This window comes from Cryptosporangium japonicum, from assembly GCF_039524755.1.
In the GTDB taxonomy this organism is placed as follows: domain Bacteria; phylum Actinomycetota; class Actinomycetes; order Mycobacteriales; family Cryptosporangiaceae; genus Cryptosporangium; species Cryptosporangium japonicum.
On the sequence record NZ_BAAAGX010000003.1, the window covers coordinates 257,663 to 284,390 of the forward strand.

Annotated in this window: 1 protein-coding gene and 1 pseudogene; both read right to left on the reverse strand. The window is 74.5% G+C overall.

Going from position 1 to position 26,728, the window contains the following annotated elements; all coding sequences use genetic code 11:
- Positions 1-4: 4 nt before the first annotated feature.
- A pseudogene (locus tag ABD437_RS02975) lies at positions 5-10,018 on the reverse strand (type I polyketide synthase); the annotation flags it as partial.
- A 75-nt stretch (positions 10,019-10,093) separates the two neighbouring features.
- Positions 10,094-26,719 (reverse strand): SDR family NAD(P)-dependent oxidoreductase, encoded by a 16,626-nt coding sequence (locus tag ABD437_RS02980; protein ID WP_425558077.1) that lies wholly within the window; start codon positions 26,717-26,719, stop codon positions 10,094-10,096.
- Between the last annotated feature and the right edge of the window lie 9 nt (positions 26,720-26,728).

Sequence of the window (26,728 nt, forward strand, 5' to 3'; positions counted from 1 at the left end):
GCTCTCACCCTTCGGCGTCGGCCAGCGCCATCCGCACGAGTGCGTCGGCGTCCATCGTCTCGATCTCGCCCCGGCCGTCGACGGCGGCGGGGACGGTCACGCCCGCGGACTCGGCGTCGCCGAGTGCGAGCAACAGGTCCAGCAGGCCCGCGCTGCGCAGCCGGGGAATGGGGATCCGCGCCAGCACGTCGCGGACCGCCACCTCCTCGGGATCGCCGGATCGTGCCGCGGGCGCCGAGCCGAACAGCTCGTCGGCCACGCACTGCGCCAGGGCCGCCGGCTGCGGATGGTCGAACACCACCGTCACCCCCAGTCGTAATCCGGTCGCGGCGTTGAGCAGGTTGCGCAGTTCCACGGCGGTGAGCGAGTCGAAACCGAGTTCCCGGAACGGCCGATCGACGTCGACGGAAGCGGGCGAGTCGTATCCCAGTACGCCCGCCACCAGATCGCGGACCAGGTCGAGCAGCACGGCCGTGCGCTCCGGCCCCGACCGGTCAGCCAGGCGGCTCACCAGGTTCGTCCGGTCGGTACCGGCCGTCCGCGGCCGGGTCCGGATGAGACCACGCAGCAGCTCCGGCGGCCCGCTCGTCCGCGACCGGGCGTGCAACGCCGCCCAGTCGAACCGTATCGGCACGACCGTCGCGTCCCCCGTCGCGCAGGCGGCGTCGAACAGCGCCAGGCCGTCCGCTTCGGTCATCGGCACGACGCCGAGCCGACCGTGCCGCTGCCGCTGCCGCTCGTCGACCTGCCCGGCCATCCCGCGCTGCTCGGCCCAGAGACCCCAGGCCAGCGACGTGCCCGGCCGGCCCTGCGCCTGCCGGTGCGCGGCCAGCGCGTCGAGGAACGTGTTCGCGGCCGCGTAGCTGCCCTGACCGGCGCCGCCGAAGATCCCGGCGCTGGACGAGAACATCACGAACGCGGTCAGCGGCGATTCGGCCGTCACCTCGTGCAGGTTCGCGGCGGCGACGGCCTTGGCGGCGAAGACACGATCCACCTGCTCCGCGGTCATCGTCGCGATCGTCGCGTCGTCGAACACGCCGGCGACGTGCACCACACCGGTGAGCGGTCGCTCCAGCTCGGCGATCAGCGCGGACACCGCGCCCCGGTCGGCCACGTCGCAGGCGGCGAGCCTGACCTCGGCCCCGCCGGCACGCAGGTCGGCGACCAGGTCCTCGGCTCCGGGCGCGGCCGGACCGCGCCGGCTGACCAGCAGCAGGCTGCGGACGCCGTGAGCTGCCACCAGGTGGCGGGTGAGCACTGCCCCGAGGCCGCCGGTCGCGCCGGTGACGAGCACGGTGCCGTCCGGCCCGAACGCGGCGCTCCGACCGGTGGGCTCGGCCATCCGGGCCATCCGGGCCAGCCGAGGCACGAACACACGTCCGTCCCGGATCGCGACCTGCGGATCGGGCCCGGCCGCGACCGCGCCGAGCAGCCGATCCGACGCTGGTGCTCCGTCGGTGTCGATGAGCACGAACCGGCCCGGATGTTCGGACTGCGCGGAGCGCACCAGCCCCCAGACCGCCGCGGCGGCCGGGTCCGGGGCGTCCTCGTCGGCCGCACCGGTGGCCATCGCGTTCCGCGTGACGACGGCGAGCCGGGTCGACGCGGACCGGTCGTCGGACAGCCAGGCCCGCGCCGTCTCGAGAATTCGCAGCGTCGCCGCGCGCGCTCGCTCGGCGGGTCCGCCCGCGTCCCCGTCCGCGGCCCCGTCCGCGGTCACGAGCACGACCGCGGGTGGCGGCTCCGCCCGGCCGAGGGCCGCCAGGTCGGTTCCGGACGGTCGATCGCCGTCGCCCGGATCGGTGCGACCGGTCAGCCACACCGGGGGGCCGGCGGTGTCGGGGGGCGGGATCGCCGTCTCCCTCCAGTCGACCCGGAACAGACCGTCGGCGGCTCCGCCGACGGCCGCGGGCAGCTCGCGCAGCAGCAGCGAGCCGATGTGCCCCACCGGCTCGCCGCTCTCGGCCAGCAGCAGCACCGCGACCGCGTCGGCGCCGGCCGCGGTCAGCCGGACCCGCAGCACACCGCTCACCGGACCGCGCAGCACCACGTCGGAGAACACGAACGGGCGGCGTCCGGCCGCACCGGGGAGGAAATCGGCGAGCGCGACGCCTTGCAGCGCGGCGTCGAGCAGCGCCGGGTGGACGAGGTACCCCTCGCCGACGTCGTCCGGCAGGGCCACCTCGGTGTAGACGGCGTCCGCCGTGCGCCAGGCGGCGCGCAGGCCGGAGAACGTCGGTCCGAGGTCGATCCCGACCGCGGCCAACTGCCCGTAGAGGTCGTCGACGTCGACCGGCTCGGCCCCGGGCGGTGGCCAGGTCCGTCCGTCCGGTGCCGACGGGATCACCGGCGCGGCCACGCCCAGCCGGCCGGTCGCGTGCTCGGTCCAGGGGACGTCTCCCCCGGACGGACGGGTGTGCACGTGGACCGCGCGCCCGGCTGAGTCCTCGGCCCCGACGGTGAGCTGCAGGTCGACCGTCTCGACGGCCGGGACCACGATCGGCGTCCGCAGGGTCAGCTCCGCCACGACCGCCGCGCCGACCAGGGTGCCGGCCTTGGCCACCATCTCCGCCAGCGCCGTCGCCGGTACCAGCGCGGAGCCGGCGACGACGTGATCGCCCAGCCAGGGGTGGGCGGCGCGGGAGAGCCGCCCGGTGAAGACGACCGCCCCGGAGTCGGCGAGATCCACCCCGGCCGCCAGCAGCGGGTGTCCCGGCGTCGCCAGCCCCGCGGTGGTCACGTCCCCGGCACCGACCGGACCGTCGAGCCAGTAGCGACGTCGCCGGAACGGATAGGTCGGTAGCTCCACGGCACGGGCGTCGACGTCGGCGAGCGATTCCCGCCAGTCCGGGTCGACGCCGCGCAGGTAGGCCTCGGTCAGGCTGATCCGGAACCGGTCGGCACCGCCGTCGTCGCGTCGCAGCGTCCGGAGCACCGCGGCCTCGCTGCTGCGGGCTTCCAGGGTTTGCTCGACGCCGACGGCCAGGACCGGGTGCGGGCTGCATTCGACGAAGACCGCGAACCCGTCGGTGTCCAGCCGCTTCACCGCGTCCACCAGACGCACCGGGTGGCGCAGGTTGCGGTACCAGTAGTCGGCGTCGAGCCGGTCGCCGGGGACGATGTCGGCGGTCAGCGTGGAGTACAGCGGAACGCGGCCCGGACGCGGGGAGATGTCCCGCAGCGCGGCCAGGATCTCGTCGCGGAGACGCTCCACCTGCGCGGAGTGCGACGCGTAGTCCACCGCGATCCGGCGGGCCCTGATCTCCCGAGCGGCGCACAGGTCGAGCAGCTCGCCCACCGCGGCGGCGTCGCCGGACACCACGGTGACCCGCGGTCCGTTGGCCGCCGCCACCGACAGCCGACCGTCCCAGCGTTCGAGGAGCGCGGCCGCCTCGTCGCCGGGCAGGTACACGTTCGCCATGCCGCCGGTACCGGCCAGTGCCCGCAGCGCGCGTGACCGCAGGGCCACCACGCGGGCCGCGTCGTCCAGCGACAACGCGCCGGCCACGTACGCCGCCGCGATCTCCCCCTGCGAGTGGCCCACCACGGCCGCCGGTTCCACGCCGCAGGAGCGCCACAGCGCCGCCAGCGACACCATGACCGCGAACAGCGCCGGTTGCACGACGTCGACACGGTCGAACGACGGCGCGCCGGGCGTTGCCCGGACGACCTCGCTCAGCGACCAGTCGACGTACGGCGCCAGCGCCTCCTCGCAGCGGGTCATCGTGTCGGCGAAGACCGGCGAGGACTCCCACAGCTCACTTGCCATCCCCAGCCATTGCGCGCCCTGGCCGGGGAAGACAAAAACGACCTTCCCGCCGGTCCCCCGTCCGACCTCGACGCCGGCCCCGGTGCCGCCGTCGGCGAGCGTCGCCAGGCCTCGCAGCAGGCCGTCCCGATCGTCGGCCCGGACCGCACCGCGGTACTCGAAGGCCGTCCTGGTCGTCATCAGCGAGTACCCGACGTCGGTGACCGAAAGTTCGGGCCGCTCGACCAGCCACCGGCGGATCCGGTCGGCCTGGGCGCGCAGCGCCTCCGGCGTGCGGGCCGACAGGAGCAGCGGCAGGGTCGGTCCGGTCGAGGTCGCGGTCGCCGCCGAGGTGGGCGCTTCCTCGAGGATCACGTGCGCGTTCGTTCCGCTGATCCCGAACGAGGACACGGCGGCCCGGCGCGGATGGTCGGTCGCCGGCCACTCCTGCCGCGCGGTGAGCAGCCGCACCCCGCCCGACGACCAGTCCACGTGCGGTGTCGGCTCGTCCACGTGCAGTGTTTCGGGCAGGACGCCGCGCCGCAGTGCCTGCACCATCTTGATGACGCCGGCGGCACCGGCCGCGGCCTGGGTGTGGCCGATGTTCGATTTGATCGAACCGAGCCACAGCGGACGCTCGCGGCCCGCCCCGTAGGTCGCCAGCAGCGCCTGCGCCTCGATCGGGTCACCCAGTGTCGTTCCGGTGCCGTGCGCCTCGACGACGTCCACCCCGGACGGGTCGACGCCCGCGTTCGCGAGAGCCTGGCGGATCACCCGCTGCTGAGCCGGGCCGTTCGGCGCGGTCAGCCCGTTGGACGCACCGTCCTGGTTCACCGCCGATCCCCGGACCAGCGCCAGCACCGGATGCCCGCGTCGGCGGGCGTCCGAGAGTCGCTCGAGAACGACCAGCCCGACGCCCTCACCCCACCCGGTACCGTCCGCCGCACCGGCGAACGACTTGCAACGCCCGTCGGACGCGAGTCCGCCCTGCCGGTCGAACTCGGTGAACGAGACCGGCGTGGCCATCACCGCGACGCCGCCCGCGATCGCCAGCTCGCTCTCGCCGCCCCGCAGGGACTGCGCCGCCAGGTGCAGCGTCACCAGCGAGGAGGAACAGCCGGTGTCGACGGTCAGCGCCGGGCCTTCCAGGCCCAGCGCGTAGGCGATCCGGCCGGACGTGACCGACCCGATCGTGCCGGTCATCGCGAACCCCTCGGCGCCGTCGCGGGCGGCCGGGAGGAGCGCGGCGTAGTCGGACAGCCCGGCGCCGACGAACACTCCGGTGCGACTGCCGCGCAGCGACCGGGGATCGATGCCGGTGCGCTCCAACGCCTCCCACGACGTCTCGAGCAGCAGCCGTTGCTGCGGGTCCATCGACTGGGCTTCGCGCGGCGAGATGTTGAAGAACGCGGCGTCGAACTGGGCGGCGTCGTAGACGAACCCACCTTCGGGCACCACGCCGCCGCCCACGGCCGGCCACCCCCGGTCGGTCGGGAACGGCCCCAGCGCGTCACGTCCCTGCTCGACGAGGGACCAGAGGTCGTCCGGGCCGGTGACGTCGCCGGGGAATCGGCAGGCCATCCCGACGACGACGATCGGGTCGTCGTCCACGGTCGCCACCGCCGCCGGCGCCGGGGCCACCGCGGGCCCGTCGCCGAGGAGTTCCTGGCGGAGCAGCGCCGCGAGCGCGGTGGCGGTCGGGTGATCGAACACCACGGTCGACGGCAGGCGGACGCCGGTCGCCGCGCTGAGCCGGTTCCGCAGCTCGACCGCGGTCACCGACGTGAACCCGAGTTCCTTGAGCGGCGCGGTCGCCGACACCGCGTCCGGGCCGACGTGGCCGAGCACCACGGCGGCCTCGGTGCGGACCAGCTCGCCGAGGATCTCGTCGCGCTCGGGACCGGTGCGCCCGGAGAGCCTGGCGGCCAGCTCCGACGTGCGGGCCGGCTCGACCGGGCCCGATCCGTCGCCGTCGGCTTCGACCAGCTCGGTCAGGAGTCGGCGCGGACGGGTGGAGGTGAAGATCGACGCGAACCGGTGCACGTCGAGGTCGGCCACGGCCACCGTCACGTCGCGGTGTCCGACCGCCCGGTGCAGGGCGGCGAGGGCCAGGGCGGGTGGCATCGCCCGCATGCCCAGCCGCGCGTGTTCCTCCTCGGGGACGTACCGTCCCATGCCGTCGCCGGCCCACCGTCCCCAGCCCACGGACGTCGCGGTCAGCCCGCGGGCGCGCCGGTTCGCGGCGAGGCCGTCGAGGTAGGCGTTGGCGGCCGCGTAGGCCCCCATGCCCGCGCTTCCCCAGACGGCCGCGCCGGACGAGAACAGCACGAAGGCGTCCAGCGGCCGATCGGCGAGCAGCGCGTCGAGGTTGCGCGCACCGGCGATCTTGCCCGCGGCGATCCGGGCCGCGTCGGCGGTGGTCAGGTCAGCCAACGCCTGCTGTTCGCCGACGCCGGCGGTGTGCACCACGGCGGTCAGCGGGAACGCGGCCGGTACCGCGTCCAGGGCCGCGGCCAGCGCGGCCCGGTCGGCGACGTCACAGGCCAGCACGGTCACCGGTACGTCGAGCTCGGCCACCAGGGCGGCGGCGGACGGCGCGGCCGGTCCTCGGCGGCTGGTGAGCAGGAGGTGCTCGGCGCCCTCGGCGGCCAGCCACCGGGCGATTTCCGCGCCGATGCCGCCGGTGCCGCCGGTGACCAAGACGGTGCCGCGCGGTCGCCAGCCGTCACCGGGTCCGGCGGCAGCGGGAAGCCCGGCCGCGACCAGGCGGCGGACGAACACCGCACCGGCCCGCACGGCCACCTGGTCCTCGCCGGACGCTCCGGTGCCGTCCGCGAGCAGGCCGCTGAGCAGGGTGGCCTCCTCGTCCGGGCGGGCGGCGCCACCGGGCAGGTCCACCGCGCCGCCCCAGAGCTGCGGGTACTCCAACGCGACGACGCGCGCCAACCCGCTGATCGCGGTGGAGTCCGGGGCGGGCCGGTCGGCGGGCAGCACCGCCTCGGCGCCGCGCGTCAGCAGCCAGAGCCGCGCGTCCGGTGCGAGGTCGGTGACCGTTCGGATCAGGGCGAGGGTGGCGTCGAAGCCGACGGTGAGCGGCGCGTGCCGGTCGTCGGGCCGCTGATCCAGCCCGGTGCCGGCGAGCACACCGGTGAGCTCGCTGTGGGTGGCGAGGACGTCCCGGACCTGCGCGGCGAGGACGTCCGACCCGGTTCCGGCGGCGAGGCCTAGCCGGAGGACGGTCGCACCCGCCGCGGTCAGCGCGCGGTCGACGGCGTCCGGCGCCGGATCATCCGACCCGTCGGTGGTGACGATCAGCCAGGTACCGCGCGGGGTCGCGGACGGGGCGTCGGTGCGCCGCCAGGCCACCCGGTAGCGCCAGCCGTCGATCGTCGACTCCGCGTTCCGGCGGCGGTGCCAGTCCGCCAGGACCGGCCGGATCGCGGTCAGCGACTCCTGTCGGCCCTCGTCGGTCACCCCCAGCGCGGTCGCGAGTGCGTCCGGGTCGGCGCTGCCGACCGCGGCCCAGAAGGCCGAGTCCGCCGCGGCGGGCGCGGGCGGTTCGGGCGGTTCGACCCAAAACCGGTCGTGCTGGAACGCGTACGTGGGCAGGTCGACCGGAGCCGCCGGCTCGATCACCGCGGTCCAGTCCACCGGCGCGCCACGCACGTAGGCCTCGGCGAGCGACCGGAGGAACCGCGCGGCCTCCGGCTCGTCCCGTCGCAGCGTGCCGCACGCCACGGCCGCGGGGTGCCGGGCGTCGATGGTCTCCTCAATCGGTGGCACGAGCACCGGGTGCGGGCTGACCTCGAGGAACAAATCGCAGCCGGCGTCCAGCGCGGCGTCGACCGCGGCACGGAGGCGGACCGGCTCGCGCAGATTGCGCCACCAGTAGTCCGCGGCCAGCGTGCCGGTGTCGGCGAGCTCGCCGGTCACCGTCGAGTAGAACTGCACCTCGCCGGTCGTCGCGACGACGGTGCCGAGCTCACGCAGGAGGTCGTCCCGAATCGGATCGACGAACCGGGAGTGCGAGGCCCACCGGTTGGCCACCCGGCTGGCCTTGACGTTCTCCGCGGTGCACGCCGCTATCAACTCGTCGAGCGCGGTGTTCTCGCCGGACACGATGACCGCGCGCGGGCCGTTGACCGCGCCGATCGTCAGCCGGTCACCCCACGCGGTGATCCGTTCGCGGGCTTCGTCCTCGGACAGCCGGAGCGCCACCAGCCCACCCGCACCGTCGAGCCGCAACGCCTGGCGGCCGCGGAGCGCGATGATCCGCGCCGCCTCGCCGAGCGTCAGGCCGCCGGCGACGCAGGCCGCGGCGACCTCACCCTGGCTGTGACCAATCACCGCGGCCGGGCGCACACCGCAGGCCTCCCAGAGCGCGGCCAACGACACCATGATCGCGAAGTTGACGCCCTGGGTCACGTCGACGCGCTCCACCGGGGGCGCACCCGGCTCGCCGCGGAGCACGTCGAGCAGCGCGTAGCCGGTGTGGGGGGCCAGGGCCTCGGCGCACGCGCGCATCCGTGCGGCGAACACCGGGGAGGCGTCCAGCAGCTCGGTGGCCATACCCGCCCAGCGGGCGCCCTGACCGGGGAAGACGAACACGACCCGACGGTCGGAGGCGGCCTCGCCGACCACCGGGTCGGCCTCGGCACGGCCGTCCGCGAGCGCCTCGAGCGTCGCGCGCCGCTGGTCCGGCTCGGCGAACACCACGGCTCGGTGGGCGAACCTCGACCGGCTCCGCACCAGCGACCGCGCCACCGCGGTGACCTCGAGCTCCGGATGCGCGGACAGGTGGTCGGCGAGTCGCCCGGCCTGCGCTCGTAACGCCGCCTCGGTTCGTCCGGAGAGCACCCAGGGCACCGGTCCGCGCAGGACGGCGGGTGGCGGCGCGGCCGGGACGGTCGGGTCGGCCGGGACGGTCGGGTCGGCAGCCTCCTCCAGGACCAGGTGCGCGTTGGTGCCGCTGATCCCGAAGGAGGACACGGCGGCCCGGCGCGGTCGACCGGTGTCCGGCCACTCCCGGGCCTCGACGAGCAGTCGTACCCGCCCGGCCGACCAGTCGACGTGCGGCGACGGCTCGTCCACGTGCAACGTCCTGGGCAGCACTCCGTGCCGGATCGACTCCACCATCTTGATCACGCCGGTCACGCCGGCCGCGGCCTGGGTGTGGCCGAGGTTCGACTTGACCGACCCGAGCCAGAGCGGCTCGCCGCTCCGCTCCCGGCCGTAGGTCGCGAGCAGTGCTTGCGCCTCGATCGGATCACCGAGCTTCGTGCCGGTGCCGTGGGCCTCCACGACGTCCACCTCGCCCGGCGTGAGCCCCGCGGCGACCAGCGCCGAGCGGATCACCCGTTGCTGCGACGGGCCGTTCGGTGCGGTCAGCCCGTTGGACGCCCCGTCCTGGTTGACCGCCGAGCCCCGGATGACCGCGTGGACGCGATGTCCGTTGCGCTGCGCGTCCGACAGCCGCTCGAGGACCAGGACGCCGGCGCCCTCTCCCACGCCCATCCCGTCGGCCGCCGCGGCGAACGCTTTGGACCGGCCGTCGGACGCCAGGCCGCCCTGGCCGGAGAACGAGGTGAAGAACCCCGGGGTGGCCATCACCGAGACACCGGCGGCGAGCGCGAGTCGACACTCGCCCGCGCGCAGCGCGTGCCCGGCGAGATGGATGGCGACCAGCGACGACGAGCAGGCGGTGTCCACGGTGACGGCCGGACCCTCCAGCCCGAGCACATAGGCCACCCGGCCGGACATCACGCTGCTGGTCGTGCCGGTCAGCGCGTAGCCCTCCCTGGTGAGGCCGGTCAGCGCGAGCAGCGTCGGGTACTCCTGCGTGATACCCCCGACGAACACACCGGTGTCGCTGCCGCGCAACGACAGCGGGTCGAGGCCGGCCCGTTCCAGCGCTTCCCAGGACGTCTCCAACAGCAACCGTTGCTGCGGGTCCATCGACAGGGCCTCGCGCGGCGAGATGCCGAAGAACGCGGCGTCGAACCCGCCGGGGTCGGTGAGGAACCCTCCTTCGCGGGTACGGGAACTCGCCTCCCGGCCCGACTCGGGCTCGAACTGGTCGTCGCGCCAGCCCCGGTCCGGCGGGAACGGACCGATCGTGTCGGTGCCGTCCCTGACCGCCGCCCACAGGTCCTCCGGCGAGGCGATCCCGCCGGGGTAGTGGCAGGCCAGGCCGACGATCGCGATCGGTTCCCGGACCCGCTCCTCGACCTCCTGCAACTGGGCCCGCGCGCGCCTGCTGTCCGCGATGGCACGCTTGAGGTACTCGCGGAGTTTGGTTTCTTCCGACACGGGTTCAGCTCCTCGGCGTGCGGCGAATCCGGGTGATCACAGGTCGAGCCCGTGATCGACCAGGTCGAACAGTTCGTCGTCGGTCGCGGCGTCGAGATCGTCGGCCGCCGGCGCGGTCCCGCGCCAGGACGCCGTCAGCTCGCGAAGCCGCTCGTCGACGCGCATCCGGTCGGCGTCGCCGACGTGCGTGGAGCGCAGCGTCCCGGCGAGGCGGCCGAGTTCCGCGAGCACCGCATCGACACCGTCGTCGGGGGTGTCGGTGTCGGGGAACAGCTCGCCGTGCAGGTAGCCGGCGAGCACGGCGGGGGTCGGGTGGTCGAATACCAGCGTGGTGGGCAGCCGCAGACCTGTCGCTTTGCTCAGCCGGTTGCGCAGCTCGACGGAGGTGAGCGAGTCGAACCCGATCTCCCGGAACGCCCGCCCCGGGTCCACGCCGGCGCCACCGCGATGGCCGAGCACCGTCGCGGCGTGATCGCGCACCAGGTCGAGCAGGCGACCGGAGCGTTCGACCGGTGGGAGACCGGTGAGCGACTGCCGCAGCGCGGCCGGTCCGGTCGTGCCGGCGGCGGCCTTCCTGGTCAGCGGCCTGGTCGTCGCCAGACCACGGAGCAGGAACGGTACCGGTTCCGCCGTGACGGGTGGCGTGTCCAGCGCGACCGGGACGAACGTGGCCCGGTCCACCGCGAGCGCCAGGTCGAACGCCGCCAGCCCGGTGACGCTCTCCAGCGCCACCATCCCCGAACGTCCCATTCGGCGCGTGTGCGTTTCGGACAGCCCGTCGGTGAGGCCGCTGCGTTCCGCCCACAGTCCCCAGCCCAGCGACGTCGCGGGAAGGCCACGCGCCCGTCGGTGCTGGGCGAGGGCGTCCAGGAACGCGTTCGCCGCCGCGTAGTTCGCCTGGCCGGCGTTGCCGAACGTCGCGGCGGCCGAGGAGAACAGCACGAACGCCGCGAGGTCCGCACCGGCGGTGAGCTCGTGCAGGTGCAGCGCACCATCCACCTTGGGCCGGAGAACCCGCTCGACCTGGTCGGGCCGCAGCGCGGTCACCACCCCGTCGTCGAGCACCCCGGCGGCGTGCACGACGGCGGTGAGCGGGTGCTGTGCCGGTACGTCGGCCAGCAGCTTCGCCACCGCCTCGCGATCGGCCACATCGCACGCCACCAGGTCGACGTCGGCACCGAGACCGACGAGCTCGGCGCGCAGCTCGGTCGCGCCCGCCGCGGCCTCACCGCTGCGGGAGGCGAGCACCAGGTGCCGAACGCCGTACGCGGTCACGAGATGGCGGGCCAGCAGGCTGCCGAGCGTCCCGGTCGCTCCGGTCACCAGCACCGTCCCGGCCGGGTCGAGCGGCTGCGGAACGGTCAGCACCGCTTTGCCGACCAGCCGGGCCTGGCTGATCGCCCGGAGCGCTTCCCGGGCCCGGCGGACGTCCCAGGTGGTGACCGTCGGGTGTGCGGTCGCGCCCTCGGAGAGCAACCGGACGACCTCGGTCAGCAGCTCGGCGAGCCGGTCCGGCCCGGCTTCCATCAGGTCGTACACCTGATACGCGACGCCGGGGTACTCCGCCGCCACCCGCTCCGGATCGCGCTTGTCGGTCTTGCCCATCTCGAGGAACCGGCCGCCCCGTCGGAGCAGCCGCAGTCCGGCGTCGACGAACTCGTCGGCGAGACAGTCGAGCACGAGGTCCATGCCCGCTCCACCGGTCGCCGTCCGCAGCTGCGGCTCGAAGTCCAGCGTGCGGGAGTTGGCGATGTGTGCGTCGTCGAGCCCGGCCGCGCGCAGCGCCGGCCATTTCGGTGGGCTGGCGGTGCCGAAGACCTCGGCGCCCAGATGGCGGGCGATCGCCACCGCGGCCTGGCCGACACCGCCGGCGGCGGCGTGGACGAGAACCTTCTCGCCGGGCCGCACCCGACCGAGGTCGACCAGCCCGTAGTACGCGGTCATCCAGGCGATCGGCACAGCCGCGGCCTGCTCGAAGGTCCAGTCGTCCGGCATTCGGACCAGCCATCGGTGATCGGAGATCCCGACCGGGCCGAACGAGCCGTAACACAGCCCCATCACCCGGTCGCCGCGTTGCAGATTCTCGACGCCGGGCCCGACGTCGAGCACGACGCCGGCCGCCTCACCGCCGAGCCCTTCCTGACCGGCGACCATGTCGAGGCCGACGATCACGTCCCGGAAGTTGACGCCGGACGCGTGCACCGCCACCCGGACCTTTCCCTCCGGCAACGGCTCGAGCGCCTCCGGAGCGGCCACGAACGCCACGTTCTCCAGCGTTCCCTCCCCCGCGACGTCCAGCTTCCAGGCCGCGGCGTGCACCGGCGGAACCAGTGAGTCGGTGTCCTCGGTACGGGTCAGGCGCGGCACGAGCAGCACCCCGCGACGGATCGCCAGCTGCGGTTCGTCGGTGGCCAGGGCCGAGCGCAGCAGCTCCGGCGTGGCGCTCTCGTCGACGTCGACGAGGCGGAAGCACTCCGGGTGCTCGGACTGCGCTGACCGGACCAGGCCCCAGACCGGCGCGGCCGCGAGCGCTGGTACGTCCTCGTCGTCGCCGGTCGCCACCGCACCGCGGGTGACGAGCGCGAGCGGAGGGCGGTCGACGTCGTCGTCCAGCCTGCCGGCGATCAGCTCGAGCGTGCGCTGCACGGTGTGCCGCACCGCTGTCGCCGGGTCCGGATCGGGGTCCGGCGCCACGACCGTGAGCACGACGTCCGGCGACGGCACCCCGGGGCGCGGAGCCTCGACGGGTGCGTCGAGGCCGAACGGGTCGTCACCGAGCACCCCGAGCGTCACCGGCCGTGCCGGAACCGGGATCTCGGCCCAGTCGACGTGCAGCAGCGGCGGGCGGGCCTCGGTACGGAGGTCGGCCGCGCGTATTTCACGCAGCACCAGTGAGTCGACTTCGGCCACCAGTTGGCCGGCCGAATCCCACAGCGTCAGACCGACGGTGTCCTCGCCGGTCGGCGTCAGTTTGACCCGGACCGACGTCGCACCGGTCGCGTGGAGGCGCAGGCCGGTCCAGGCGAACGGCAGACGGGCACCGCCCGCGGTCTCGCGCAGGAACAGCGGGTGCACGGCGGCGTCGAGCAGCGCCGGGTGCAGGCCGTAGCGGGCCGCCTCGGCGCGCCGTGCTTCCGGCAGCGTGACGTCGGCGTAGAAGTCGTCGTCCAGCCGCCACACGTCGGTCAGCCCCCGGAACGCCGGCCCGTACTCGTAGCCGGCCTCGGCCAGCCGCTCGTACAGGCCGGTCACGTCGACCCGCCGGGCCTGGCCGGGCACGTGCGAGGGGCCAGGGTCGACGGTTTCCCCCGAGCGCACCAGCGCGCCGGTCGCGTGCCGGGTCCAGTCCGCGGCACCGGCGGGCCGGGCGTGGACGGTCAGGTCGAACCGCTCGTCGCCGTCCGGCACCGCCCGCACCTGGACGTCGAGAGCGCCGTCGACGGACACCACCAGCGGCGCCCCGATCTGCAGTTCCTCGAGGTCGGGACAGCCCAGGCGGGCACCGGCCAGCAACGCCAGCTCCGCGAACAGCGTCGCGGGGACGAGCACGGTTCCGTTGAGCGCGTGGTCGGCCAACCAGGGGGCGGTGCGCAGCGAAACCCGACCGGCGAGGAGCACGCCGTCGGCTCCGGCCAGGTCGACCGCGGCGCCGACGACCGGGTGGTCGAGTGCGCCGAGGCCGAGCGCACCCGGATCGCCGGACGTACCCGCCTGCTCCACCCAGTGTCGGGTACGCCGGAACGCATAGGTCGGGAGCTCCACGAAACGGCCACGCGACGGCAGGAACCGCTCCCACGTCACCGGGACCCCGGCGGCGAACACCTGAGCGGCCGAGGCGAGCAGGCGGTCGAGACCACCGTCGCCGCGACGCAGGGTGCCCAGCGCGACGGTCGGGGCCGGGTGCTCGTCGAACACTTCCTCGATCGCGGGCACCAGCACCGGAGCCGCACTGACCTCGACGAACACGTGTTCCGCGACGTCGAGGCCCGCGATCGCGTCCTCGAACCGGACGGTCTGGCGCAGGTTGCGGTACCAGTAGTCGGCGTCCAGTTCCGAGGTGGGCAGGGCTCCGCCGGTGACCGTGGACACGAATCGCACGTCGGCGTCGCGCGGCGTCACCGGTGCGAGGGCACGCCGGATGTCGTCCGCGAGCACGTCCACGTGGGGCGAGTGGGCGGAAAAGTCCACGCCGGGCACGCGCCAGCGCAGGACGGCGCGCCGGGACAGCTCCCGTTCGAACTCGTCGAGCGCGGCGGCATCTCCGGACACGACCGTCGCGGCCGGGCTGTTGGCCGCGGCGATCGACAGGCGTCCGGTCCACGGGGCCAGCATCTCCTCGACCGCGTCGCGCGCCACGGCCACCGAGAGCATGCCGCCGGTACCGGCCAGCGCCACGAGGGCCCGGGACCGCAGCGTCACGATCCGGGCGGCGTCGTCCAGCGTCAACGCTCCGGCGACGTACGCCGCCGCGATCTCCCCCTGCGAGTGCCCGACGACCGCCGCCGGGTGTACCCCGACCGAACGCCAGACCGCCGCCAGTGACACCATCACCGCGAACAGAACCGGCTGCACGACGTCGACCCGCTCGAGGGACGGGGCGTCCGCGTCCTGGCGCAGCACCGCCGACAACGACCAGTCGACGTAGCGCGCCAGCGCCTGCTCGCACTCGGCGATCGACTCGGCGAAGGCCGGGGAGGACGTCCACAACTGCGACGCCATTCCGGCCCACTGCGTGCCCTGTCCGGGGAAGACGAACACCACCCGGCGACCGGGTGGCGCGACGCCGGTGGCCGCCGTGTCGAACCGGTCCAGGCCGTCGAGCAGCGCGTCCCGATCGGCCGCGACGACGACGGCCCGGTGCGTGCCGGTCGACCGGCCGAGCAGGGCGTGGGCGAGGTCGGCGAGCGGTGCGTCCGGGGCCCGGCGGAGGTGGTCGTGCAGCCGGGCCGCCTGATCGGCGAGCGCGTCCTCGTCCCGGGCGGAGAGCACGAAGGGCAGCGGTCCGGTGGCGGGCCGGTCGGGCTGTTCGTCCGGCCCCGGTTCGTCCGGCGCCTGTTCGAGGATGACGTGGGCGTTCGTGCCGCTGATGCCGAACGACGACACCCCGGCCCGCCGCGGGCGATCACCCACCGGCCAGGGTTGGGCCTCGGTGAGCAACCGGACCGCGCCGGACGACCAGTCCACGTGCGTGGAGGGCTCGTCCAGGTGCAGCGTCTTCGGCAGGACACCGTGCCGCAGCGCCTGCACCATCTTGATCACCCCGGCGACACCGGCCGCGGACTGCGTGTGCCCGAGGTTGGACTTGACCGATCCGAGCCAGAGCGGCCGCTCGCGGTCCGACCCGTACGTGGCCAGCAGCGCCTGGGCCTCGATCGGGTCGCCCAGCTTCGTGCCGGTGCCGTGCGCCTCGACGGCGTCCACCTCGGACGGTTCGGTGCCGGCGTTGGCCAGGGCCTGCTGGATCACCCGCTGCTGCGCCGGGCCGTTCGGCGCGGTCAGGCCGTTGGACGCGCCGTCGGAGTTGACCGCGCTGCCGCGGACGACGGCGAGGATCCGCCGCCCGTTGCGCCGCGCGTCCGAGAGCCGTTCCAGCACCAGCAGTCCGATGCCCTCGGAGAGACCCGTCCCGTCGGCGCCCGCCGCGAACGCCTTGCAGCGACCGTCGGGCGACAGTGCGCGCTGGCGGGAGAACTCCACCAGCCCGACCGGGGTGGCCATCACCGACACCCCGCCGGCGATCACCAGCTCGCTCTCGCCGCTCCGCAGCGACTGCGCGGCCAGGTGCAGCGCCACCAGCGACGACGAACACGCGGTGTCGACCGTCACCGCCGGGCCCTCCAGCCCGAACGTGTAGGCGATGCGTCCGGACGCGACGCTCAGCGAGCTCGAGGTGGCCGCGTACCCTTCGATCGGCTCCGCCGCGCCGGCGAACAGTCCGGCGTAGTCCTGAGCCGAGATCCCGACGAACACGCCGGCCCGGCCGCCCCGCAGCGCGTCGGCGTTGATCCCGGCGTGCTCGAACGCCTCCCAGGTGACTTCCAGCAGCAGCCGTTGCTGCGGGTCCATCGCTCGCGCTTCCCGCGGTGAGATACCGAAGAAGCCCGCGTCGAAGTGGGCGGCGTCGCGCAGGAATCCGCCCGAGCGGGTGTACGACTTGCCGGTGGCGTCCGGATCCTGGTCGTACAGCTCGGCCAGGTCCCAGCCGCGGTCGGTGGGGAGGCCGGAGACCGCGTCGACTTCCCCGAGCAGGGCGCTCCACAGTTCGTCGGCGGACGCCACGTCGGTCTCACCGCCCGGGAACCGGCAGCCGATGCCGACGATCGCGATCGGCTCGTCCGCCGGGCCCGTTCGCCGCGTCACCCGGGGGCCGGCCGCGGACGGGTCGGTCACCAACCGCGACGCGACGAGTTCGGCCACCGCGCGAGCGGTCGGGTGGTCGAAGACCAGAGTGGCCGGCAACCGCAGACCACTGGCAGCGGTGAGCCGATTACGCAGCTCGATCGCGCTGAGCGAGTCGATGCCGAGGTCGGTGAAGACCGCGGTCGACGACACGGCCGCCGACTCGTGCCCAAGAATCTCGGCGACGTGGCCGCGGACCAGCCGTTCCAGCAGCTCCAGGCGCTCCGGCTCGGCGAGGTCGACGAGCCGGGCCCGGAGGTCCGGCCCGCCGGAGCCGGCGGCCCGGGGCCGCACCAGGCCGCGCAGCAGCGGCGGCACCGACGGGAGCGTCGCGACCGTGGCGAGGTCCAGCCGCAGCGGGACCAGCACGGGCTCCGGCCGCCTGGTCGCGGCGTCCCACAGCGCGAGGCCGTCCGGCGGGGTCAGCGGCACCACCCCGCCGCGGGCGAGCCGGGACGCGTCGTCGCCGGCCAGGCCTCCGCCCGACCACGCGCCCCACGCCAGCGACAACGTCGGTGCTCCGGTGCGGTGCCGCCACTGCGCCAGGGCGTCGAGGGCGGCGTTCGCGGCCGCGTAGTGGGCCTGTCCGGCGCTACCCAGCAGTCCGGCCGCCGAAGAGAACAGGACGATCGGTACGTCGTCATCGACGAGGTGGTGCAGCGCAACCGCGGCGGCCACCTTGGGGCGCAGGACCCGGGCGATCTGCGCGGGTGTCAACGTGGTCAGGACGCCGTCCTCGAGCACACCGGCCGAGTGCACGACGGCGCGGAGCGGATACTCGGCCGGAATCCCCGCCAGTGCGGTCGCGAGGGCGTCCCGATCAGCGACGTCGCAGGCCACGACGTCGGCGTGGGCGCCGGCCTCGGCCAGCTCGGCGACCAGTTCGGCGGCCCCGGGAGCGTCCGGGCCGCGGCGGCTGAGCAGCAGCAGCCGCCGCGCCCCGCGCGTGGTCACCAGGTGCCGGGCCACCGCGTTGCCCAGCGCACCGGGCGCGCCGGTGACAAGCACGGTCCCGGTCTCGTCGCCGGGCGGTGCCGCGGCCGGGCGGTCGTCGGCCGGTGGGTGATCCGGGAGGCGCTCGAGCCGCGGTGCGTACGCGACACCGGCGCGCACCGCCAGCTGGGGCTCGTCGGCGACCGCGGCGATCGGCAGCCGGTCGGGGTCCGACTCGTCGTCGACGTCGATCAGCGCGAACCGATCCGGGTGCTCCGACTGCGCCGAGCGCAGCAGGCCCCAGAGTGCGGCGCCGACCGGGTCGGGCACCTCGCCGTCCTCGACCGCGACGGCACCATGGGTCACGATCGTGAGCCGGGACGACGCGTTCTTCTCGTCGACCGCCCACGTCCGCACGGCGTCGAGTACTTCGACGAGGGCGTGTTCGACCTGCGCGGACAGGTCGTCCGGCAGCACGTCCCGGAGCCGGAGCCGGGTGCCGGTGTCGAGCAGCTCGACGGCCTCCGTGGCCGCGGCGTCGGTCGTCCCGGCGGAGAGCTCCGGCCGGGCCACCCAGGTCGGCCGGAACAGCCGGTTGCGGGTGTCCGCCGTGCCCAGCAGGTCCGCGGCGACCGGTCGCAGCGTCAGCGACTCCACGGTGACGACCGCGTGGCCGCGGGCATCGGTGACGTCGAGCCGCACGGTGCCGGGGCCGGCCGGTGCGACGCGGACCCGCAGGTGCGAATCGCCTGGGGCGTGCCAGGCGACGCCCGCCCAGGCGAACGGCAGCCGTGCGCCGGAGTCACCGTCGCCGGGGGCCAGCGCGATCGCGTGCAGTGCCGCGTCGAGCAGCGCGGGGTGCACGCGATACCGCGGTGCGTGCACGGCGACGTCATCGGGCAGGCTGATCTCCGCGTACACCGCGTCGCTGTCCCGCCAGGCCGTCCGCAGGCCCCGGAACGCCGCGCCGTACTCGAGCCCGGCGTCGGCGAGGTGGTCGTACAGGCCGGACAGGTCAGCCGGACGGGCCCCGGCCGGTGGCCACTCCCGCGTCGCCGCCGGCGGCGCCGACCCGGTGGTGAGCGTGCCTTCGGCGTGTGTGGTCCACGGTGGGTCGTCGATGCCCTCGTCGTCGATCGCCTGGGAGTGGACGCTGACCGGGCGACGCCCGTCGGTCGCCGGTTCCACGACCACCTGGACCCGCACTGACCCGCCGGGCGCGAGCGTGAGCGGGCGTTGCAGCGTGAGGTCGTCGACGCGGCTCGTCCCGGCTTCCGCGCCGGCCCGACCGACCAGCTCCAGCAGCGCCGTGCCGGGCACGACCACCGTGCCGTGCACCGCGTGCTCGGCCAGCCACGGGTGCGAGGCCAGGCCGAGACGACCGGTGAGCACCAGCCGTTCGCTGCCCGGCGACGTCAGCACCGCGCCCAGCAGCGGATGCTCCAGCGGTCGCAGTCCCAGTCCCGCCGCGTCGTGGTCGCCGGTGCTCGGCGGCAACCAGTAGCGGCGACGCTGGAACGCGTACGTGGGCAGCTCCGGGAGGTCGGCGGTCCGCGCCGGTCCGAGCAGCGCGACCCAGTCGACCGGAACGCCACGCACGTACAGGTCGGCGGCCGAGCCGAGGAACTGCCGGACGTCGTCGGTGTCGCGGCGCAGCGTGTGCGTGACGATCACGTCGCCGTCGTGTTCGTCGGTCGTCTCGGTGATCGCGTTGACCAGCACCGGATGCGAACTGACCTCCAGGAACGTGGTGCACCCGGCGGCCAGCGCGGAACGGACCGCCGGCGCGAACCGCACCGGGTGGCGCAGGTTCCGGTACCAGTAGTCGGCGTCCAGGCTCGGCGTGCCCGCCGCCGGCTCGCCGTCGACGGTGGAGAGGAACGGCACGGCGGGCGGCCGGACGTCGAGTTCGGTGAGAGCGGCGAGCACCTGGTCCCGGAGGCGCTCCACCTGGACGCTGTGCGACGCGTAGTCGACGTCGATGCGGCGCGCGCGGATGCCGTCGCGCGCGCAGCGGTCCAGCAGGGCGCGCAGCGCGGTGGGGTCGCCCGCGACGACCGTGGACCGGGCACTGTTCGTGACCGCCACCGAGAGGAGGTCACCGTGCTCGGCGAGCAGCGCCGCGGTCTCCGTTTCCGGTAGCGCGACGGAGGCCATGCCTCCCCGGCCGGCGAGTACCGTCAGCGCCCGGCTGCGCAGCGCCACGACGCGGGCGCCGTCCCGGAGGCTGAGCGCACCGGCGACGCAGGCGGCGGCGATCTCGCCCTGGGAGTGGCCGATCACCGCGGCCGGTTCGACGCCGCCGGACCGCCAGAGCGCCGCCAGCGAGACCATGACCGCCCAGGACACCGGCTGCACCACGTCGACGCGGTCCAGCGTCGGTGCCCCGGGTTCCGAGCGCAGGATCGCGGTCAGCGACCAGTCGACGAACTCGCCGAGTGCGTCCGCGCAGGCGTCGATCGACGCGCGGAACGCGGGCGAGTGCTCGAGCAGCCCGGCCGCCATGCCGGCCCACTGGGCTCCCTGCCCGGGGAACACGAACACGGCGGGTCCGGCCGATCGTGCGCGACCGGTGACGACGTCCGGGTCGGCCTGCCCTCCGGCGAGCGCCGCGAGCGCGCGTGCTGTCCCTCCCGCGCCGCTCAGTACGACGGCCCGCTCGGCCAACGCGGCGCGTCCGGACGTCAGGCCCCGCGCGACGCCGATCGGATCGCCGGACGCCGCCGGATCCGCGGTGGCGGCGAGTAGCGCCTCGGCTTGGCCGCGCAGCGCCGGGCCGTCGTGGCCCGACAGCACGAATGGGACGACCGGCGGCGCGTCGAGCGCAGGCGGCGCGGTCGCCGCCGGGGTGTCGGGTTCGGGGGGTTCCTCCAGGATGACGTGCGCGTTCGTCCCGGAGATCCCGAACGACGACACCCCCGCCCGACGCGGACGCCCACCCACCGGCCACTCCCGCTCCGAGGTCAGCAACCGCACCGCACCGGACGTCCAATCCACATGCGGCGACGGCTCATCCACATGCAACGTCCGCGGCAACAGCCCATGACCCAACGCGAGAATCATCTTGATCACCCCCGCCACCCCCGCCGCGGCCTGCGTATGACCGAGATTCGACTTCACCGACCCCAGCCACAACGGCGTCTCCCGACCCTGCCCATAGGTCGCCAACAACGCCTGCGCCTCGATCGGATCACCCAACGTCGTCCCGGTCCCATGCGCCTCGACGACATCCACATCCGACGGACCCAGACCCGCCGACTCCAACGCCGCCCGGATCACCCGCTGCTGCGACGGACCATTCGGCGCCGTCAAACCATTCGACGCCCCATCGGAATTGACCGCACTCCCCCGCACCACCGCCAAAATCCGCCGACCGTTACGCCGCGCATCCGACAACCGCTCCAACACCAGCACACCGACACCCTCACCCCAGCCCGTCCCGTCGGCCGCCGCCGCGAACGACTTGCACCGCCCGTCCGACGCGGCGCCGTCGGCGGCGAACTCCTGGAAGATGCCCGGGGTCGACATGACGGTGACGCCGCCGGCGAGCGCGAGATCGCTCTCCCCGCTGCGCAGCGACTGCGCCGCCAGGTGCATCGCGACCAGCGACGACGAACACGCGGTGTCCACCGTCACCGCCGGGCCCTCCAACCCGAACGTGTACGCCACCCGGCCGGTCAGCACGCTGCCGGCGACACCGAGACCGATCTGTCCGGTGACGAACCCCGGATCGCCACGCAACCAGGTTCCGTAGTCGTGGGACATCACGCCCGCGAACACACCGGTCCGGCTGCCCCGCAGCGAGTACGGATCGATCCCGGAACGCTCCAACCCCTCCCACGCCGACTCCAACAACAGCCGCTGCTGCGGGTCCATCGCCAACGCCTCCCGCGGCGAAATCCCGAACACCCCGGGATCGAACTCCGCCGCGCCGTCGAAAAACCCACCCCGGATCGACCGGCCGTCCAGGCCCGCCGGGTCCCAACCCCGGTCGGTCGGGAACGGCGAAATCGTGTCGATGCCGTCGGCGACGATCCGCCAGAGCTGTTCCGGCGTCCGGACGCCGCCGGGGTACCGGCAGGCCATGCCGATGACCGCGATCGGCTCGTCGTCGGTTGCCGCGGTGATCGCCGGCCGCTCGGAACGCTTCGGCGCCGTCGTCAGGAGCTCGGCGAGCAGGTGATCGGCCACCGCGGCGGGGGTGGGGTGGTCGAACACCAGCCCGGCCGGCAGGCGCAGGCCGGTCAGCGTGCCGAGCCGGTTACGGAGGTCGAGCGCGGTGAGCGAGTCGAACCCGATCAGCTGGAACGAACTGGTCATGTCGATGGCCTCGACGCGGTGGCCGAGTACCGCCGCGACCTGGCCCCGCACCAGCTCGGCGACGACCCGTCCGCGATCGGCCTCCCGGACCTCCGCCAGCCGCCGACCGAGACCACCGGCCGCGGTGCCCTTGGCCGCGGTCGCTTTCGGCGGTGTTCGGACGAGACCGCTCAGCAGCGACGGAAGCACCCCCGCGGTGGCGAAGCCCCGAAGCACGGTCCGGTCCAGCCCGACCGGGACGAGCACGCCGGTCGAGGGAGAACGCAGAGCCCGATCGAACAGTGACAGGCCCTCGTCGGCGGTGAACGGGACGAGGCCGGCCGCGCGGATCCGGGCCAGGTCGGCCCCGGCCAGCCGGTCGGTCATCCCGCCGGACGCCCACGGTCCCCAGGCCAGCGCGAGGCCGGGTCGCCCCTCGCCCCGCCGCGTTTCGGCGAGGGCGTCGAGAAACGCGTTGGCGGCCGCGTAGGCGCCCTGCCCGGCGCTGCCGAGCACGCCGGCCGCGGAGGAGAAAAGCACGAAGGCCGACAGGTCGAGGTGCGCCGTCGCCTCGTGCAGGGCCACGGCGCCGTGCACCTTCGGCCGCAGCACCGCGGCGAGTCGCTCCGGGGTCAGCGACTGCGTCACCCCGTCGTCCAGGACTCCCGCAGCGTGCACCACCGCGGAGAGCGGCGGTGACACCGCGCCGAGGATTCCGGCGAGGGCATCGCGGTCGGCGACGTCGCAGGCGACGATCCGCACGGACGCGCCGAGCTCCTCCAGTTCGGCTCGTTGCGCGGCGGCGCCCGACGTGTCCGGCCCGCCCCGGGAGAGCAGGAGCAGCGACCGGACGCCGTGTTCCCGAACGAGGTGACGGGCGACCTGACGGCCGAGCCCACCGGTGCCGCCGGTGATCGCCACCGTGCCGTCGAGATCGGTCGCGGCGGCCTCGGCCGATCCGGTCGGACGCGGTGCGGCCGGACGCAGCCGGGGAGCGGTCACCGCACCGGCGCGGACCGTCAGGTGGGGTTCGCCGGTCGTGAGAACCGACGGCAGGATCCGCGTGGACCAGGGGTCCCGGTCGAGTTCCACCAGGACGATCCGGCCCGGGTGTTCGGTCTGCACCGTCCGGGCCAGGCCGAGCGCGGCAGCGCGCACGGCGTGGGGCGAACCGTCGTCCGTGTCGGCCACCAGGACCAGCCGGGACGCCGTGAACCGCGGGTCGGCCAGCCACCGCTGGAGTAGGTCGAGCGTCGTCGTCGTCGCGGTCAGGGCCGCGGCTGCGAGGTCCGGCCCGGCGAGGGTGGGTAGGCCCACCACCACGGTGCCGGGAACCGTGTCGTCGGTGGCGAGCAGTGCGGCCAGGTCGGCGTGGCGCGCGACGCCCGTGTCGGCCAGCAGGTCCTCGCCGCACACCGCCCACGTCGTGTCGACCGGAGGGGCCGAGAACACCGGAACGGCCTCGTGGACCACCGTGTACAGCGCGTCGTCCGCGCGGGCGCCGCTCAGCCGCTCGGCGGACATCGGCCGCAGGACGAGCGCGTCGACGGCGGCGACCGGCAGTCCGGCCGGGTCGGCGACGCGCAACGACACCGATCCGGTGCCGACGCCAGACAGCCGGACCCGCAGGGCGGCCGCACCGGTGCCGTGGAGCGTGACACCGGACCACGAGAACGGCACCCGCGCCTCGCCTCCGTCGGCGACCAGCGCCAGCGGGTGGAGCGCGGCGTCGAGCAGTGCTGGGTGCACGCCGTACCGTCCTGCCTGCACGGCGAGGTCTTCCGGCAGCTCCACCTCGGCGTAGAGGTCGTCGCCGTGCCGCCAGACCGCGCGCAGGCCTTGGAAAGCCCGCCCGTAGCGGATGTCGGCGTCGGCCAGGCGCTCGTACAGGTCGTCGACAGGTATCTCGGCCGCGCCGCTGGGCGGCCAGGAGAGCAGGTCGAAGTCGGGTTCGGCCTCCTCCGGGGCCAGCGTCCCGGTCGCGTGCAGCGTCCACTCCGCCGAGAGGTCGGGGCCGGAGGCCGAGTGGAGAGAACAGGACCGGCGCCCGTCGTCGGCCGCCGGTTCGACGCTCAGGCGCAGGGAGATGCCGTCGCCCTCGGGGACGATCACCGGCCGGTGCAGGGTGAGGTCCGCTACCCGCGCCGGCCCGGTCTCCCGGGCCGCTCGCAGTACCGACTCGAGCACCGCGGTGCCCGGCAGGATCACCGTGTCGTGAACGACGTGCTCGGCCAGCCACGGATGCGAGCGCAGCGTGAGCCGCCCGGTGAACACCAGCCGGTCGGTGTCCGGGGTGGCCAGCACGGCGCCCAGCAGCGGATGGTCGACCGATCGCAGCCCCAGCGCGGTCGCGTCCTGCGCTCCGGCGCCCGGCGGCAGCCAGTACCGCTGACGCTGGAACGCGTACGTCGGCAGGTCCGCGAACCGCCGTTCGGACGGAAAACACGCCGTCCAGTCGAGGTCGACGCCGCGCCGGTACGCCGCGCCCAGGGCGCCGAGCAGCGTCCGGGTCTCGTCGTGGTCGCGGCGGGACAGCGCCACCGCCGGGACCTCCGGGACCACGTCCTCGACCATCGGCGCCAGCGTCGCGTCGGGGCCGGCTTCCAGCCAGATGCCCACCGCGAACCCGCCGGTGGCGGCGGCCACCGCGTCGGCGAACCGAACCGGGCGGCGCACCTGCTCGACCCAGTAGGCCGGATCGTCCCAGCGCGCTTCCCCGCCGGTGACCGTCGAGACCATCGCGACGCGCGGCGAGCCGAACGCCACGCTTTCCACGACCGCGGCGAAGCGCTCCAGCATGGGGTCCATCAGGGGCGAGTGGAAAGCGTGGCTGACCGCCAGTTCCTTCGTGCGCAGGCGCGCGTCCGCGCCGGCCAGGGCCACCCGCGCGACCGCATCGGCCGGTCCGGACACCACCACCGCGTCGGGGCCGTTCACCGCGGCCACCGCGACGTCCGGTTCGTCGGCGAGCAGACGCCGGACGTCGGCCTCGGCGGCGCGGATCGCGAGCATCGCACCGCCGCCGGGCAGCGCGTCCATCAGCTCGGCGCGTGCGGCCACGACCCGGCACGCGTCGTCGAGCGACAGCACTCCGGCGACGTGGGCCGCGGCGAGCTCGCCGACCGAGTGTCCGACCAGCACGGTCGGCCGGACACCCAGCGACGTGATCAGCCGGTACAGCGCGACCTCGACCGCGAACAGCGCTGGCTGGGCCCACCGGGTCCGCGCCAGCTCAGCCGAGTCGGTACCGTCGACGACCTCACGCAAGCCCGGGAACCTGTCGCACACCTCGTCGAACGCGGCTCGGAACGCGGGGAACGCCAGGCTCCGGCCCATGCCCAATCGCTGTGCGCCCTGACCGGGGAACAGCACGCCGACGACGTCCGACCCGGGAGCGTTCGGGTCGGCGTCCGCGCTCAACCGGGTGAGTTCGGCCACCGCTTCGTCGGCGTCGGCCGCGACGACGACCGCGCGGTGCGCCAGCGCTGCCCGGCTGCCGGCCGCGGCGGCGGCGAGGTCGACCAGGGACGGGTGGTCGCGGGCCACCGCTGCGGCCAGGCGCCGAGCCTGGGCCGCCAGCGCCTCCCGGGTGTGACCGGAGACGACCACCGGCACGACCTCCGGTTCGTCGGCCGGCTCAACGCCGGTGGCGGGCGGGGCTTCCTCGAGGATGACGTGCGCGTTCGTGCCGCTGATCCCGAACGACGACACCCCCGCCCGACGCGGACGCTCCCCCACCGGCCACTCCCGCTCCGAGGTAAGCAGCCGCACCGCGCCCGACGCCCAATCCACGTGCGGCGACGGCTCGTCCACGTGCAACGTCCGCGGCAACACACCCGAACGCAACGCCATCACCATCTTGATCACACCCGCCACGCCCGCCGCGGCCTGGGTGTGCCCGATGTTCGACTTGATCGAGCCGAGCCAGAGCGGCGTGTCCCGGCCCTGCCCGTAGGTCGCCAGCAACGCCTGCGCCTCGATCGGATCACCGAGCGTCGTGCCCGTTCCGTGCGCCTCGACGACGTCCACGTCGGACGGCAGGAGACCGGCTGCGTCCAGGGCAGCCCGGATCACGCGCTGCTGCGACGGACCGTTCGGCGCCGTCAGACCGTTCGACGCGCCGTCCTGATTGACCGCGCTCCCCCGCACCACCGCCAGAATCCGGCGCCCGTTACGCCGCGCGTCCGACAACCGCTCCAGCACCAGGACACCGACGCCCTCACCCCAGCCGGTCCCGTCGGCCGCCGCCGCGAACGACTTGCACCGCCCGTCCGACGCGAGCCCACGCTGACGGGACAGCTCTACGAACGTGCCGGGCGTCGACATGACCGTGACGCCACCGGCGAGCGCGAGGTCGCTCTCCCCGCTGCGCAGCGACTGCGCGGCCAGGTGCATCGCGACGAGCGACGACGAACACGCGGTATCCACGGTCACCGCCGGACCCTCCAGCCCGAACGTGTACGCCACCCGACCGGTCAGCACGCTGCCGGCCATGCCGGTGCTCAGGTACCCCTCGACCTCTTCGGGCGCGACGGTGAGCTGAGACCCGTAGTCGTGGTACATGAGGCCGGCGAACACACCGGTGCGGCTGCCCCGCAGCGAATGCGGATCGATCCCCGAACGCTCCAACCCCTCCCACGCCGACTCCAGCAACAGCCGCTGCTGCGGGTCCATCGCCAACGCCTCCCGCGGCGAAATCCCGAACACCCCGGGATCGAACTCCGCCGCGTCGTAGAGGAACGCGCCCCGGCGCACGTACGACGTCCCGGAACGCTCCGGGTCCGGGTCGTAGAGCGTGTCCAGCGGCCAGTCCCGGTCGACCGGGAAGTCACCGACCGCGTCGGCGCCGGAGCTGACCAGGTCCCACAGCGCCTCCGGGCCGTCCACCCCACCGGGAAAACGGCAAGCCATACCGATGATCGCGATGGGCTCACCGGCGGCCGCTTCGAGCTCGTCGATGTGGGTGCGTGCCTGGCGCAGATCGATCGTCATCCGGCGCAGGTATTCGACAAGCCGTTCTTCCGTTGCCACGGTCGCCCT